We start from the raw sequence: 15,671 nt of genomic DNA, 5'->3' as shown, positions 1-15,671 counted from the left end.
GGCTGGCCGCTATATTAACCAATGCAATTTCCGTTTACAAACATTCATGAATGTAAGTATACTCGCTGCCATTCAAACCAAGCTATTCTGTTTGCACTCCCTGCTTCGACCCACGAGAGGTTCCCCATGCCCGCCATGCCAGGCCGCATTCTAGTTGCTCCCTTACTGGTTTCTGCGCTGTTGCTCAGCGCCTGCCAGCCCTCCGCAGATACTGCCGTGCCCGCTCAAGCCAAGCCGAAAGTCGGTGTCGTGGTGTTGCAGACAGAGCCCTTTGAATTGATCAGTGAGCTGCCGGGCCGTACCGCGGCCTATCGGGTCGCCGAGGTACGTCCGCAGGTCAGCGGCATTATCCAGAAGCGTCTGTTTGCCGAAGGCAGTGAGGTCAAGGGAGGCGATCAGCTCTACCAGATCGATCCGGCGGTCTACGAAGCCAACCTGCAGAGCGCTCGCGCCGGGGTATTGTCGAGCCGTTCACTGGCCGAGCGCTACGCCACTCTGGTCAAGCAGGAGGCGGTCAGTCGCCAGCAGTATGACGAAGCCCGGGCCGCCAGCCTGCAGGCCGATGCTGTGTTGAAGCAGGCCGAGATCGACCTGCGCTACACCAGGGTGCTGGCGCCAATCTCTGGACGTATCGGCCGTTCGGCGGCCAGTGAAGGTGCTCTGGTCACCAGTGGCCAGGCCAATGAGCTGGCGACCATCCAGCAGATTGATCCGATCTATGTCGATGTGGTGCGTTCTGCCCGGGAAATGCTGAATCTGCGCCGTGAGATGGACGCCGGGCAATTGCAGATGGCTGGTGACGATGCCGCGCGGGTCACTCTGACTCTGGAAGATGGCAGTCAGTACGAGCATGCAGGGCAGCTCGAATTCTCCGAAGTGTCGGTGGATGCCAGTACCGGTTCGGTGACGCTGCGGGCGGTGTTCCCCAACCCGGAGCGGCTGTTGTTGCCGGGTATGTTCGTGCGGGCGCAACTGGTGTCTGGGCAGAAGGCTGAAGCGATCCTGGCGCCGCAGCAAGGTGTGACCCGTAACCCGCGTGGTGAGCCGGTGGCCATGGTGGTCAACGGTCAGGGCCAGGTCGAGCAGCGGGTACTGAGCGCCGAGCGCACTGTGGGCGACCGCTGGCTGGTCAGCGCCGGCCTGCAAGCCGGAGACCAGTTGATCACCGAAGGACTGCAGTTTATCCGTGCCGGTGACGAGGTTGAAGTGGTGCCGGCCAGCAATGTCAAAACCGCCAGCCTTCCCGGCGCCGAGCCGGTAGAAGGCTGAAAAGGAATCTGACGCATGTCGAAATTTTTTATTGATCGACCTATTTTCGCCTGGGTGATCGCCTTGGTGATCATGCTGGCTGGCGGGCTGTCGGTACTCAGCCTGCCGGTCAACCAGTACCCCAGCATCGCCGCTCCGGCCGTAGGGATTTCCGTAAGCTATCCTGGGGCCTCAGCCCAGACCGTGCAGGACACAGTGGTTCAGGTCATCGAACAGCAGATGAACGGTATCGATGGCTTGCGTTACATGTCCTCGTCGACCAATGCCGACGGCAGCATGAGCATCACCCTGACCTTCGAGCAAGGGATCGACCCGGATATCGCCCAGGTTCAGGTGCAGAACAAGCTGCAACTGGCGACTCCAATGCTGCCCCAGGAAGTACAGCAGCAGGGGATCAGGGTCACCAAGTCCACGGTCAACTTCCTGATGGTGATTGGCCTGGTGTCCACCGACGGCAGCCTGACCGGTCCGGACCTGGCCGACTACATTACGTCCAACCTGCAGGACCCGCTGTCGCGTACCCCCGGGGTTGGCGACTTTCAGGTCTTTGGCGCGCCCTATGCCATGCGGATCTGGCTGGACCCGGCACGGCTGAACAATTTCAGTCTGACCCCCAGTGATGTGCGTAGCGCGATTCAGGAGCAGAACGTTCAGATTGCTTCCGGTCAATTGGGCGGCATGCCCTCGGTCGAAGAACAGCAACTGACCGCGACTATCATCGGCAAAACTCGTCTGCAGACCCCCGAGCAGTTCCGCGACATTCTGCTCAAGGTCAACCGCGATGGTTCCCAGGTACGCCTGGGTGATGTCGCCCGGGTTGAGCTGGGCGCCCAGAACGCCAGTACCAATGCTCAGTACAATGGTCAGCCAGCCACGGGGATCGCCATCAATCTGGCCACCGGCGCCAATGCGCTGGATACCACCAAGGCGGTCAAGGATACCGTTGAACGGCTCAGGCCGTTCTTTCCCGACGGGGTCGATGTGGTCTATCCGTACGAGACTGCGCCGGTGGTTTCGGCGTCGATCACCAACGTGGTGCATACCCTGATTGAGGCCGTAGTGCTGGTTTTCCTGGTGATGTTCCTGTTCTTGCAGAACTGGCGCGCCACCCTGATTCCAACCCTGGCAATCCCGGTGGTTATTCTGGGCACCTTCGGTGTCATGTCGGCCTTCGGTTTCAGCATCAACGTGCTGACCATGTTCGCCATGGTGCTGGCTATTGGTTTGCTGGTGGACGATGCGATCGTGGTGGTGGAGAACGTCGAACGGGTGATGAGCGAAGAAGGCCTGCCGCCGCGTGAGGCAACCCGCAAGTCGATGGGCCAGATCCAGGGCGCGTTGGTCGGTATCGGCATGGTGCTGTCGGCGGTGTTTATTCCGATGGCGTTCTTTGGCGGTTCGACCGGGGTCATCTACCGGCAGTTCTCGATCACTATCGTCTCGGCGATGGTGCTGTCGGTACTGGTGGCGTTGATCTTTACCCCGGCGCTGTGTGCCACCCTGCTCAAGCCGGTCAAGGCCGGGCATCACCATGAAAAGCGTGGGTTCTTCGGCTGGTTCAACCGGACCTTCAATCGCGGTGTGGACAGCTATCAGCGCAGCGTAGCCGGTATTCTGCGCAACAAGACGCCCTACCTGGCGCTGTATCTGCTGATTGGGGTGATCATGGTGTTCCTGTTCCTGCGTCTGCCCACCGCCTTCCTGCCGGATGAGGATCAGGGCGTGCTGTTTGCCCAGATCACTGCCCCGGTGGGTTCGACCACCGAGCGGACCCAGGCCAGTATCGACGAAGTGCGCCGTTACCTGCTGGAAGACGAGAGCGACATTGTCAGTTCGGTGTTCACCGTTAGCGGCTTCAACTTTGCCGGCCGCGGCCAGAACTCGGGTATCGCCTTCATCATGCTCAAGCCCTGGGAAGAGCGTACTCGGCCGGAGCAAAGCGTGTTCGCCCTGGCGGGCCGGGCCCAGGAGAAATTTGGCGAATTGCTGGATGCCCAGGTGTTTGCCTTCGCCCCGCCGGCGGTGATGGAACTGGGTAACGCTACTGGCTTCAACCTGTTCCTGCAGGATAACGCCGGAGTTGGACATGAAGTACTGATGCAGGCTCGCAACCAGTTCCTCGGTATGGCCAATGAACATCCGATGCTGATGGCGGTGCGCCCCAACGGCCTGGATGACGAGCCGCAATATCAACTGACGATCGATGATGAAAAGGCCCGGGTGCTCGGCGTGTCGCTGACAGATATCAACAGTACGCTGTCGATTGCCTGGGGCTCGGGGTATGTCAACGACTTTATCGACCGTGGCCGGGTCAAGCGGGTCTACTTGCAAGGCGAAGCCAGCTCGCGGATGAACCCGGAAGACTTCAATCAGTGGTATGTGCGCAATGCCGCCGGCGATATGGTGCCGTTCAGCGCCTTCAGCTCGGGCAAATGGACCTATGGACCGCCGAAGCTGGCGCGTTACAACGGTGTGTCGGCGGTCGAGATCCTGGGTGAAGCGGCGCCGGGCTACAGCTCTGGGGATGCTATGCGGGCAGTCGAGGAGATTGCCGCCCAGTTGCCACCGGGGGTGGGTTACTCCTGGACCGGGCTGTCCTATGAAGAGCGGCTGTCCGGCAACCAGGCGCCGGCACTTTATGCCCTGTCACTGATCATCGTGTTCCTGTGTCTGGCGGCGCTGTATGAAAGCTGGTCGATTCCGCTGGCCGTGATGCTGGTGGTGCCGCTGGGGATCATCGGCGCGGTGCTGGCGACCATGGGTCGCGGACTGTCCAACGATGTGTTCTTCCAGGTCGGTCTGCTGACCACCATTGGTCTGACGGCCCGTAACGCGATTCTGATCGTCGAGTTTGCCAAGAGCTTGCACTTGCAGGGACTGTCGTTGATCAATGCGGCGGTCGAGGCCTGCCGGATGCGCTTGCGGCCGATCATCATGACCTCGCTGGCATTCAGCATGGGGGTGTTGCCGCTGGCCATTTCCAGCGGTGCCGGGGCCGGTAGTGCACATTCGATCGGTACCGGTCTGCTGGGTGGCATGGCTGCGGCTACGGTGCTAGTGATCTTCTGGGTGCCGCTGTTCTTCGTGCTGATCTCTTCGCTGTTCTCGCGCAAGCCTGAACCTGAAGCGGATGCACCGGCTGCGGAGGTGCGCCCATGAACTTCAAGGCTTCGTTGATGATGGTGGCGATGCTGGGACTGACCGGCTGTTCACTGATACCCGAGTACCAGCGCCCGCCGGCGCCGGTACCGATGGATTGGCAGGCGGCCAACGACTTGCCTGGTGAGGCGCAGTTGAGCCTGGCTGGCTGGCGTGACTACTTCCAGGATCCGCAGTTGCAGACCCTGATCGCCAGTGCGCTGGAACACAATCGTGACTTGCGGGTGGCGGCGCTGAATGTCGAGGCCTATCGGGCTCTGTACCGGGTCCAGCGGGCTGAGCGCTTGCCGGAGCTGTCGGCCTCCGGCAGCGGTGCCCGGACCCGGCTGCCGGCCAGTCTCAGCGCCGGCGACCAGGCCATGATCAGCAGTCAATACAGCGCCACCCTGGATGTGGCCTGGGAGCTGGATCTGTTCGGCCGGATCGCCAGCCTGTCGGAGCAGGCGTTGGAAGAGTATCTGGCTACTGAACAGGCCCGGCGCGGAGTGCATACGGCCCTGGTGGCCAGTGTAGCGAGGGCCTACCTGACCTGGCAGGCGGATCAGAACCTGTTGCAACTGGCCGAGGAAACCATGGCCAATTATCAGCAGAGTTATGACCTGATCACCCTGAGTCAGCGTGAAGGGATTGCTTCGACACTGGAACTGGCGCAGTCACGAGCAGCGCTGGAATCTGCCCGGGCTGCGGTGGCCCAGTATCAGCGGCTGGTGGCCCAGGATCGCAATGCCCTGGCGCGCCTGGTTGGCCAGGAGCAGGCGCTGGCACCATTGGAATCGCGCACTCTGGAGGCGGTGGCGCTGCCGGCGTTGCCGGCCGACCTGTCTTCCGAGGTATTGCTGCAGCGCCCGGATGTGCGTCAGGCCGAACACCGGCTGCTGGCGGCCAATGCCAGTATCGGTGCGGCGCGGGCGGCATTCTTTCCGAGCATTCGCTTGACCGGGGCCGCGGGTACCGCCAGCAACGAGCTATCCGGGCTGTTCGATGGTGGCTCGGGTTACTGGAACTTCGCGCCGTCGATCGCGCTGCCGATCTTCAATGCTGGACGGCTGCAGGCCAACCTCGACTATGCCGAGCTCAGTCGTGACACTCGGGTGGCCGAGTATGAAGCTACCTTGCAGGAGGCGTTCCGTGAGGTAGCCGATGCACTGGCGGCGCGTGAGGGTTACGGCGCCCAACTGCAGGCCCGTCAGGCGCTGGTTGAGGCCAACGAGCAGTATTACCGGCTGGCCGAGCAACGCTATCGTGGCGGAGTCGAGAGCCATCTGACTCTGCTTGATGCCCAGCGCGAACTGTTCAATGCCCGCCAGCAGTGGTTGAGCGAGCAACTGGCGCTGCTCAGCAGCGAGGTTGATCTGTTCCGGGCGCTCGGTGGTGGCTGGCTTGAAACCACTAACGCGCAAGAGGGTGCGGGTTAAACCGCACCCATCTGGCGGGAAATCCGTGCGGCCACGGCCAGCAGTTCCTGGCGGTAGCTGGCCTGGGTCTGCTCGTCCTCCAGCAAGGCTTCGGGCCCCGACAGGTTGATTGCGGCAATGATTCGCTGGCGGTGGTCACGGATCGCGCAGGCGATTGCCGTTGAATAATCGGAGCGGCTCAGTACCCAGCCGCGTTCTCGATCGCTCTCTACCTGATGCCGCAGCTCCGGCAGGCTGCGCGGGCCGGGTGGCGGATGGTCGTCCAGGCGACAGTAGCGGTAGAGCTGTTCCAGCTCGCCATCGGTCAAATCACACAGCAGGACCCGGCCCATTGCGCTGCGGTGACAGGCGATGCGACTACCGATCGGAATGTTGACCGACAGGCGTTGGCCGGCAAACGCCCGATACAGGTACAGGCTGTCGGTCTGTTCGCGGATGCTCAGGTGACAGGACAGCGAGGTGCGATCGCGCAGGTCGTTGAGGTGGGGCATGGCCACCTCGACGATATCGCGACTGGCCAGATAGCGGAAACCGTCACTGACCACCGCCGGCCCCAGTTCGTAGCTGTTGGTGCCGATCTTGTGCAGATAGCCCATGTCGCTAAGGGTCTGGACGATGCGGTACAGCGCCGACACGCTAACCTCCAGCGCTTCGGCCATCGCGTTCATGCTCAGACTGCGTTGCCCAGCATGGAACAGTTGCAGAATCTCAAGCCCGCGCTGCAATGACGGTACCCGATAGTCGTTTTTCTCCATCATCTCGGCAGCTCAAATCAGGGTTTCTATGCCCACGGGGCAACCGTCGAACTCGCCCATGGCATCCAGCAGCGCAGCCCAGAAGTATTCGGCAGCGGCGCGGTCGCACAGCAATTCAAGGCAAGGCTGGAGCGGCGTGCCGGCGTTGATTACGATGACATTGATCCTGGCCGCCGAGGTCTGCGCCACTGCCAGTGGCGGGAAGCTCTGAGGGCGCAGGTCGACCGCACAGAGTTTGGCCATGACCTCGGCACAATGCTGCCCGCACAGCCTCAGCCAGGCATGGCTGTCGGTACGGGGCAGCAGGTAGTTGGCCGTGGCGTCCTGCTGCCAGCCATTTTCCAGGCGTTGCAGGCGTTGACCCTGGTCGCCCAGACTGCTCAGCAGCAAGTACTCGGTGCGTGACAGGCGTGCCACCAGACTGCCGTCGGTCTGGCGCAGGGCCAGGTTGGGGGCCGGGGGTAGCTCGAAACCCTGGGCCTGAAGGTAGTGGGCGCTGTCTGCGCCCCGAAAGCCGACCCGGGCCAGGTTGCACAGATCGACCAGCGCGCAGCGCCTGGCCGTTTCTGTTTCGCCGCTGCTGTAGCGGGCGACCGTCAGGCTATTGCCCAGCCTGCTCAGTTGGGCATTGGCCTGCAAGTGATACAGCGGGCTGCGGGCGGGGTATTGGGTGGGACTGATCATGATCACAGCTCCTGGCGACGGGTTTCGGGATCGTAGAACGGCAGCTCGACTACCTCGGCATGGACCATCTGGCCACCTTCGACACGGATCGGCAGGTGTTGGCCTGGTCTGATCTGATCGGCACCGGCATAGGCCATGCCGATGATTGCGTTCAGCGTGGGCGAGTACTCGCAGGACGTGATGTTGCCGCTGATCTGTGCGCCGTTTAATACCAGATGACCTTCCAGCGGTCTGGGTGAGTCTGCCGGCAGGCGGAATCCAACCAGTTTGCGCTTGAGTGGCTGGGCTTCGAGAATTTCCACCGAGCGTTTGCCGACGAAGAACGGCTTCTTGCGGGCAATCGCCCAGGTCATGTCGATCTCGTCGATACGGGTCATGCCATCGGTGTCCTGGCCGATGATCACATGACCTTTTTCCAGACGCAGCAGGCGCTGGGCCTCGACCCCGAACGCCCGGATGCCGAACTCGGCCCCGGCCTGCATCAAGGCATCCCACAGGTACTCGCCATAGCGCGCCGGAACATGGATTTCATAACCCAGTTCACCGACAAAACCGACCCGCAGCAGACGCGCCGGTACCCCGGCTACAGTACCGGTACGCACGCCCAGATAGGGAAAGCCTTCGGCGGACAGATCAACGTCAGTACACAGCTTGGCCAGTACCTGACGCGCCAGTGGTCCGGCCAGATTGACTGCGGCCAGTGCGGTGGTCAGGTTGGTGATATCGACGTTCAGCCGCCACTGGGCGTTCCACTTAAGCATCTGTTGGTAGATGCGCTCGACACCGCTGGTGGTGGCGGTGACGTAGAAGTGCTGTTCGGCAAACCGGGCGCAGACACCATCGTCGATCACCACGCCCTGTTCGTTGGTCATCAGCGCGTAGCGCGAGCGACCTATCGGCTGTTTGACGAAGGCGAAGGTATACAGCCGGTTGAGTAATTCGGCCGCATCCGGACCGCGCAGATCCAGCCCGCCAAGAGTCGACACATCGATCAGCCCAACGTTGTTGCGCACGTTCAGGGCTTCGGCCTGGATACAGGCATCACGTTGATCAGCCGGGCCGTAATAGGCCGGTCGCTGCCAGTTGCCGGCCGGCATCAGTTGTGCTCCGGCCTGCAGGTGGCGCTGATGCATCGGCGTCTGGCGATACGGGTCGAAGCCGCGTCCGGCGATATGCGCCAGGCTTTCCGCGACGAACGGCGGGCGGGCGGTGGTCACACCGGTTTCGCTGACCGTGCGCTGGGTTGCGGCAGCGACCAGGCGGGCGGTCGGCAGGGCCGAGTGGCGCCCCTGAGAGGGTCCCATCCCTACGGTGGAGAAACGTTTGACCAGTTGCACGTCGCGGTAGCCGTGACGGGTGGCGTTGACGATATCGGCGATCTGCAGGTCTTCGTCGAAGTCGACGAACTCCTTGCCCTTGGGGTGGGCGAACAGCGGCCAGTCGGCATTAGCGCTGGGTTCCGGCTGCAGCATGCCCGCCTGATCCTGCGGCTCCAGGGCCAGGCCGTGCAGCGCCTGGTGCGCGGCGCGGCGGGCGTCGGCAAGCACGTTGTCGAGTTGCTGCCAGCCGTTGACCGAGCCGGCCAGCAGCAGGTTGTCCGGCAGCCCGCTGAGACGGAAGCTGGCACTGGCGTCATCGTAGCTGAGCCTGGCGCCGGCCTGACAGGCCAGTTGATAGACCGGCATGTAGCCTGAGGACATGCATAGCAGGTCACAGTCCAGTTCTGTACCACCGTTCTGGACCTTACCCCGCCCGCTGATCCGGCGGATTTCGACGCCGCCCAGGTGCAGGCCGCTGCGCCCGGTGCGGGCCGCGTACACGGTACTGCCCAGGTGGCAGGCAATGCCGCAGGTTTGCACCTGGGTCAACAGCAGCGGGTCGTGCGGCTGTGCACGCAGATCAACCAGTGCGGCGACCTCAACGCCTTGCTGATGCAGGTCGAGGGCGGCCAGGTAGCCGTGATCATTGCCGGTCAATACCACGGCCCGTTTCCCGGGTTTGACTGCATAGAGCTTCATCAGCCGCTGGACGGCGCTGGTCAGCAGGATGCCGGGCAGGTCGTTGTTGTGAAACACCACCGGCTGATCAAAAGCGCCGCTGGCGAGAATGCACTGTTTGGCCCGGACCTTGTACAGCCGTTGCCGCTGGATCACCGGCAGGAAGTTGTCGCTGAACCAGGCGTTGCAGGTCGCGTCGGTCATGACCCGGATATTGGGGTGCTGCTCGACCCTGTCGATCAGGTTGCGCCGCAGCCGATCCGCCGCGCCAGCGTCGGCAGCGAAGCGGCTCCAGGCCAGAGCTCCGCCCAGGTAGGCTTGCTGCTCGACCAGCAATACCTGGGCGCCGGCGTCGGCGGCACTCAGGGCTGCCTGCAAGCCGGCAGGGCCTGCGCCAATCACCGCGACGTCGGTAAACACAAAGGCCTTGTCGTGATAACCGCCACGGGCGTCGAGATCCAGCACACCGAGCCCGGCTTTCTTGCGGATCAAGGGCTCCCAGTATTTCCACACGCCCTTGGGTTTGTAGAAACTGCGGTAATAGAAGCCGACCGGCATGAAACGAGAGAATTTGCCCAGGTAGGCGTCGCGGTCACGCGTCAGTGAGCCGCTGACATTCTGGGCCCAGACCTCCAGGCCTTCGCTAAGACTCTGGCGGTCGGCCAGCGCATTGGGTTGCTGGGCCAGTTGCACCAGTGTATTGGCATCTTCGCCAGCCAGGGTCAGCGGCCCGCGGGGGCGGTGGTACTTGAACGAGCGTGACAGCAGCCACTGGCCGTTGGCGAGCAGTGCGCTTGCGATGCTGTCACCGGCCAGACCCTGGTAGTCGCGGCCATCAAACCGAAACTGCATAGGCTTGCTGCGATCGATCAGCAGGCCCATCGGGGCGGGCAGGCGCTCAGGATTGCTTATACGCTCAGGGCTGTTCATGCGCTGACTTCCTCTTCACGGCTGGCCGGCAGGTTGAATTCGACCCGTTGGCTGAAGCGCTCGCTGGGGTCGTAGGTACGAATGATCTGGTCAGTAACGGTGTGACGCTCGGCCAGAAACCAGTAGCTGCTGGCCGAGTGCATCCACCACTCGGTGACTACTCCGGCGAGGTTGTCGCTGTTGAACACATAGTCGGCCCATTCGGCATCCGAGCAGGTGTTGGGGTCGGGCATGAGTTTGAATTCGCCGCCATAGGTGAATTCGCTGATGTTGCGCGGCCCGTTGAGCGGGCAGGGCATGATTTTCATGATTGCATCCTCAATGGCTGGCGGCGGTGGCGCCCATTTCGTTGACCTGCTCGAAGCGTGAGAAACGCTCTAGGGCAAAGGGCTGGATCAGCTCCGGTACCTGTCCGCCGCTGGCTACCAGTTCGGCCATGGTCTTGCCGCAGATCGGGGTGGCCTTGAAGCCCCAGGTACCCCAGCCGGCGTCCAGGTAGTAGTTGTCCAGCGGCGACAGCCCCATGATCGGGCTGTAGTCCGGGGTCATGTCGGTGATGCCGGCCCACTGGCGCATCAGCTTGGCCTGGGCCAGAAACGGGAACATCTCGATGGCATGGGCCAGCAGGCTTTCTTTCAGTTCCAGGGTCGAGCGTGTGTTGTACAGCGGGTAGGGATCCGAGCCACCGCCAAACACCACCTCGCCGCGGCTGGTCTGCTGGACGTAGCAGTGCAGGGCCGAAGAGCTGACCAAGGGGTCGAGGAAGGGCTTGAATGGTTGGGTGACCATGGCTTGTAGCGGGTAGCTGTGAATCGGTGCGCGGATGCCCAGCTTGTTCAGCAGCAGCGAGCTGTGCCCGGCAATGGCCTGCACCACGCAGCCGCAGCGCACGGTGCCACGGTTGGTCTTGATGGCGCTGACCCGGTCGCCGTCGAGCACAAAGTCCTGGGCTTCGGTCAACTGATGAATTTCCACGCCGCGTTTGGCCGCCTGCTTGGCGTAGCCCCAGGCCACCGCGTCGTGGCGGGCAGTGGCGCCGTCGATATGCCAGAGCCCGGCCAGAACCGGTAGATGCCCGGGGTCCAGGTTCAGGCTCGGCACCAGTTCGCGGATCTGCTGACGGTCGATCATCTCGGTGCGGCCACCGAAGTGCTTGTTGACTTCGGCGCGTTGGCGAAAGGCGCGCACCGTGGCGTCGGTGTGCGCCAGAGTCAATTGACCGCGCTCTGAGTACATGATGTTGAAGTCGAATTCGTTCGACAGTTCCTTGAACAGGCGCACCGACTCGGCATAGAACCGCACGCCCTCGCTGGTCAGGTAGTTGGAACGGATCACCGCTGTGTTGCGCGCAGTGTTGCCGCTACCCAGGTAGGATTTTTCCAGCACCGCGACATTGGTGATGCCGTGGTATTTAGCCAGGTAGTAGGCGATTGCCAGACCGTGGCCTCCGCCGCCGATGATCACCACGTCATAGCTCGGCTTGAGCTCAGTTGGTGCGGGCAAATCGACCTCGATCGGGTAGTCGGATGACAGGCCGTATTTCAACAGACTGAACGGCATGGGGCCTCCTGGGCATGCTGCCGGGTAATTTCGGTGTCAGCCCGGTTGGTGCTGAGCTGTTCTGGACACGCTGTAAATACATCCCTGTACGCTCGTAGATGCCATCCCTGGCATCTAACGGTCCAGAACAGCTCAGCACCAACCGAGCTACTTAGTCCGTGCGTGTTTAACGAAAAATCACTGTGCGCTCATTGTTGAGAAACACCCGGTGTTCGAGGTGGTACTTGACCGCCTTGGACAGGGCCACGGTTTCAGTATCGCGGCCGATGGCGACCAGGTCTTCGGGCAGGTAGGTGTGATCGACCCGCTGGACCTGCTGTTCGATGATCGGGCCTTCGTCGAGGTCGGCGGTGACATAGTGGGCAGTGGCGCCAATCAGCTTGACGCCGCGCTCCCAGGCCTGGTGATAGGGTTTGGCGCCCTTGAAACCGGGCAGGAACGAGTGATGGATGTTGATCGCCCGGCCGGCCAGCTTGTCGCACAACTCATCAGAGAGAATCTGCATGTAGCGGGCCAGCACCACCAGTTCGGTGCCGGTTTCCTCGACGATCTTCAGCAACTCGGCTTCCTGCTGAGCCTTGTTGTCCTTGTTCACCGGCAAATAGATGAAGCGGATACCTTCGCGCTCGGCCATTGGCCGCAGATCAAGGTGGTTGGAGACGATCGCGGTGATCCGCATGTCCAGCTCGCCCTTGTGGTGGCGGTACAACAGGTCGGTCAGGCAGTGGTCGTACTTGCTGACCATCAGCAAGACCGGCATCGGCCGGCTGTTGTCGAACAGTTCCCAGCGCATGTCGAAACGCTGGGCGACATCATCGAAGCCTGCACGCAGGTTGGCGAGATCGGCATTCACTCCGGTGTTGAAGCGAAACACCGCGCGCATGAAAAACATGTCCTGGAACTCGTCGTCGAACTGCGACATTTCACTGATGTAGCAACCCTGGCCGGCCAGGTAGCTGGTAACCGCGGCGACGATGCCGGAGGTGGCCGGGCAACTGATCTTGATGGTGTAGTGCTGTGACGCGCTGGGCATGGCAAGCCCCCTCTCAGTATTTGAAACCTGCCTGGCGTCTTCATGGGTAAACATTCAATTCACTTGTGAAGAGATTTAACTGCCAGGAATAAAATATTCGCTATATGTTTTTTATAAGCGAAGCGCGGTTTTTCAGTCAATACTGTGAGGAAAATAAAAATCCTGAGAGGAATTTTTTATGGTGAGGTATTGGCCAGCCTACAGACTGTCTTCCAGGGTGCTCAGGCTCTGAACGCCGGGGCTGAAGTGCCAGTTGGGATCGTCGTACCCATGACCCAGCCAACGAGTGATCAATTCACGGTAGCTGGCGCTGGGTCGGAACTCGTCAATGAACTGGTTGATGGCTTTGAGCAGGCTGGTACTGCCAGGCTGGTTGGCCACAGCCGCGCTGTAGAACCACAATTGGGGGCTGAGATTGCCCGGCAGGATTTCCAGCTTGCCGCGCCAGGGGCTGTCCGGGCCGTGACAGGCCCAGTGATAAATCGGCAGGTCGACGGCAAAGGCATCGACCACGCCATCGGCCAGGCAGTCATGAATCTGGCTCTGGTCGTTGTAGGCCAGCAGATTGGCCAGCGCAATGCGGCCACCGGCCTGTTGCCGGTTGGCTTGCCAGCGTAATCCGCGCGCGGCCAGGGTTTCGAGCGCGGCTGGGTCGTTGATACACCCCAGTACCTTGTCCTGCAGGTCATCAATCCCGCGTATCCGTGTGTCACCGGCCCGCTTGGCGAGGATATAGGGCAGGAACACATAGGGATTGGAAAAGGCTACCTGCTGGTATTCGGGCATTGGAGGCAAAGCGCTCCAGACCAAGTCGGCCTCGCGTTCGCGGCGCTGGGGGCCGGCCTCAAGCAATTGCAGGCAGCGGTCCCAGGGGTATTCGACGAACTGGCACTTGACCCCCAGCCAGTTAGCGAAGGCGCGGGCCAGGTCGGCGTCCAGACCGACCAGAGCGGCACCGGGGGCGGTGCGAAATGACAGCCCTTTGAAATGTGGCTCGATGGCGATGCGTACTTCGCCGCGCTGGCGGATGTCGGCCAGACGGTCGTAGTCGTGCTGCAGTTGCAGCTTTTCCTCGTTGAGCAGGCGCTGCATGTTCTGCGCGCCATCGCTGCGCTGGATATCCTGCAGATCGTGCAGCAGGTCCAGGCTCCAGTTGGTCCGGCTGCGCAGATGCTGATCGCCGGCCTCGCCAATGGTCACGCCTGCGGCGATTACCCGGTTGTTGGTTTCGATCTGGCCCAGATGTTCGGCCATGCGGTCGAGCAGGCCGTGCAGGGTTTGCAGCGATTCGCTGACGCGCTGACCGAGCATGGCCAGTTGGGTTTCGGCCGTTTTAAGCATCTCTTCCAGTTGTCCGGCCAGTGGGCTGAGGTCGATCTGTTCATAGGCTTTCTGGACATTGTCCTGGGTGCGCAGTGCCAGTTCACGGATTTCCTGGGCGACCACGGCGAAGCCCCGACCGGACTCACCGGCGTGAGCGGCTTCGATGGCGGCATTGATCGATAGCAACTGTACCGTGCGACCAATATTGTCGATGGCGTCGATGACTCCGCGTGAACCCTGGCTGCGCGCCTCAATGGCCTCGACCAGTTCGGCGAACTGCTGGCTGAAAAAGCCTTGGGTAGCCTGCAGTTCCAGATCCATTTCGGTACGCAGCTGCTCGGCGCTGTGACTGCTGTCACCAAGAAAGCCACGGGTCTGATTCAGGAATGTCAGTTGCTCGCCACTGCGTGCGGAAATCTCGGCCAGGCTGCCCTCGACCTGATCGATCGCCTGCAGGGTATGCCGGTTGAGCGCCTCAAGACGCTCGAGCAGGGCGTGCATGCCAGGCTGGTTGTCGACCGCCGGCAGCCGCTGCAGTTGTTCGCGCAGCGCGGCCGGCATGCGCCCGGACTCAAGCGCCAGGGCTCGCTCCCAGTCGCCCGCGAGCAGGGACTGTTGCCAGTCGTGCAGTGGCAGGTGGTGCGGTGAGTCCGGTTTCAGCCAGCGCATGATGACTCCTTAATCCTGTGAACAGGCAGTCTGGGTGGGGTTGAGGTTGCTGCACAGCCGGGTCAGATCGGCTTTCAGGCCGTGCACGCACTGTTGCAGTTCGGCGGTACTGGTATCCGGATGGCCCTGGACGATGAACAGGGCTTCCTGGCTTTCGGCCTGCAGGGCGCTGACCGCGCACTGGCGATAGTCCATCCGGCAGATCACCTGCTGATTGGCGTCGAAATAGGCGTATTCGCCTTCGGCTAGCGTCATGTTCTGTTCGGCCCCCAGCGGGTGAAAGTGTTCGTGCCCCCGGCTGATATCCAACCGAACCGGCAGGGCGATATGACGTAGATCATGAGCCCCGATCGACAGACCGGTACTCAGCGACCAGTGGTTGTACAGATCGACCACCGGTGAGATGCGGCGCAATTCGCCCAGACGCAACAGTTGATCCAGCAGTGCGCAGGGTGAGGCCGGAAAGCGTTTGGCTGAGCGGCCCTGGCGTTGGCGCAGGCGGTTGAAACTATCGACCCAGCGCATGCTGGCCTGGACGTCGACGCTCTGACGCAATTCGTGCAGGCGAGCCAGCAGGATTGGCGTCCAACTGTGGTTGCGCAGGCCATGAACGGTAAACGCGCTGGCCTTGAGGCCTAGCGATGAAGGGGTGTAGAGCTGAAAAATCGGACTGAGCATAACGGCACCTGTTCGGGCGGCAAGTGCCGCCTCCTGGCTGATCAGCCGGTGGCAGACCGGCAAGCGGGATGCTGATGTTTTTGTAATCTGGTTATCAGGGGCAAAAGCAAGGGCTGTGCCAATGGCAGAATTGGCAGCAGGCCGCAGGGGTGGGGATCAGCGCATATTGGGGGCGGGATGTCGGCCGCAGCAGGCTGCG

Annotated in this window: 10 protein-coding genes and 2 pseudogenes; 3 read left to right on the top strand and 9 right to left on the bottom strand. The window is 61.9% G+C overall.

The window, feature by feature from the left end:
- The first annotated feature begins 126 nt into the window (after positions 1-126).
- From C2846_RS14335 to C2846_RS14325, 3 genes are read left to right on the top strand one after another with little or no spacing between them, the layout of a single operon-like run.
- Positions 127-1,269, top strand: coding sequence for an efflux RND transporter periplasmic adaptor subunit (locus C2846_RS14335; protein WP_119701769.1), 1,143 nt, complete (start codon positions 127-129; stop codon positions 1,267-1,269).
- 15 nt (positions 1,270-1,284) lie between these two features.
- Complete coding sequence (locus tag C2846_RS14330) at positions 1,285-4,428, top strand: efflux RND transporter permease subunit (protein WP_119701768.1); 3,144 nt, start codon at positions 1,285-1,287, stop codon at positions 4,426-4,428.
- The gene (locus C2846_RS14325) at positions 4,425-5,843 is read left to right on the top strand and encodes an efflux transporter outer membrane subunit (protein ID WP_080048440.1); all 1,419 of its coding nucleotides are present in this window, start codon (positions 4,425-4,427) and stop codon (positions 5,841-5,843) included. Before C2846_RS14330 ends, C2846_RS14325 begins: the two co-directional genes overlap by 4 nt.
- Here the strand turns inward: C2846_RS14325 and C2846_RS14320 are convergent.
- The 9 genes and pseudogenes from C2846_RS14320 to C2846_RS14285 form a co-directional block, all read right to left on the bottom strand.
- On the bottom strand, positions 5,840-6,598 hold the full coding sequence (locus C2846_RS14320; protein ID WP_119701814.1) for an IclR family transcriptional regulator: 759 nt from the start codon (positions 6,596-6,598) through the stop codon (positions 5,840-5,842). The two genes, C2846_RS14325 and C2846_RS14320, sit on opposite strands and share 4 nt — an antisense overlap.
- A gap of 12 nt (positions 6,599-6,610) precedes the next feature.
- Complete coding sequence (locus tag C2846_RS14315) at positions 6,611-7,288, bottom strand: sarcosine oxidase subunit gamma (RefSeq protein WP_420849055.1); 678 nt, start codon at positions 7,286-7,288, stop codon at positions 6,611-6,613.
- A pseudogene (locus C2846_RS19255) lies at positions 7,285-8,730 on the bottom strand (glycine cleavage T C-terminal barrel domain-containing protein); the annotation flags it as partial. The gene C2846_RS14315 and the pseudogene C2846_RS19255, both read right to left, overlap by 4 nt.
- A 71-nt stretch (positions 8,731-8,801) precedes the next feature.
- Positions 8,802-10,209, bottom strand: a pseudogene (locus C2846_RS19250) (2Fe-2S iron-sulfur cluster-binding protein); the annotation flags it as partial.
- Entirely contained in the window at positions 10,206-10,517 is a 312-nt protein-coding gene (locus C2846_RS14305; protein WP_119701766.1) for a sarcosine oxidase subunit delta, read from the bottom strand. The pseudogene C2846_RS19250 and the gene C2846_RS14305, both read right to left, overlap by 4 nt.
- A 10-nt stretch (positions 10,518-10,527) precedes the next feature.
- A complete protein-coding gene (locus tag C2846_RS14300; protein WP_119701765.1) occupies positions 10,528-11,769 on the bottom strand; it encodes an FAD-dependent oxidoreductase in 1,242 nt (413 codons plus the stop codon).
- 166 nt (positions 11,770-11,935) lie between these two features.
- Positions 11,936-12,802 (bottom strand): formyltetrahydrofolate deformylase, encoded by an 867-nt coding sequence (gene purU, locus C2846_RS14295; protein ID WP_080048435.1) that lies wholly within the window; start codon positions 12,800-12,802, stop codon positions 11,936-11,938.
- A gap of 198 nt (positions 12,803-13,000) precedes the next feature.
- On the bottom strand, positions 13,001-14,794 hold the full coding sequence (locus tag C2846_RS19245) for a methyl-accepting chemotaxis protein (RefSeq protein WP_119701764.1): 1,794 nt from the start codon (positions 14,792-14,794) through the stop codon (positions 13,001-13,003).
- A 9-nt stretch (positions 14,795-14,803) separates the two neighbouring features.
- On the bottom strand, positions 14,804-15,472 hold the full coding sequence (locus tag C2846_RS14285) for a B3/B4 domain-containing protein (protein WP_080048433.1): 669 nt from the start codon (positions 15,470-15,472) through the stop codon (positions 14,804-14,806).
- Between the last annotated feature and the right edge of the window lie 199 nt (positions 15,473-15,671).

Source organism: Pseudomonas jilinensis, assembly GCF_003586265.1.
Taxonomy (GTDB): Bacteria; Pseudomonadota; Gammaproteobacteria; order Pseudomonadales; family Pseudomonadaceae; genus Halopseudomonas; species Halopseudomonas phragmitis.
This window is presented reverse-complemented; position numbering and strand designations above follow the sequence as displayed.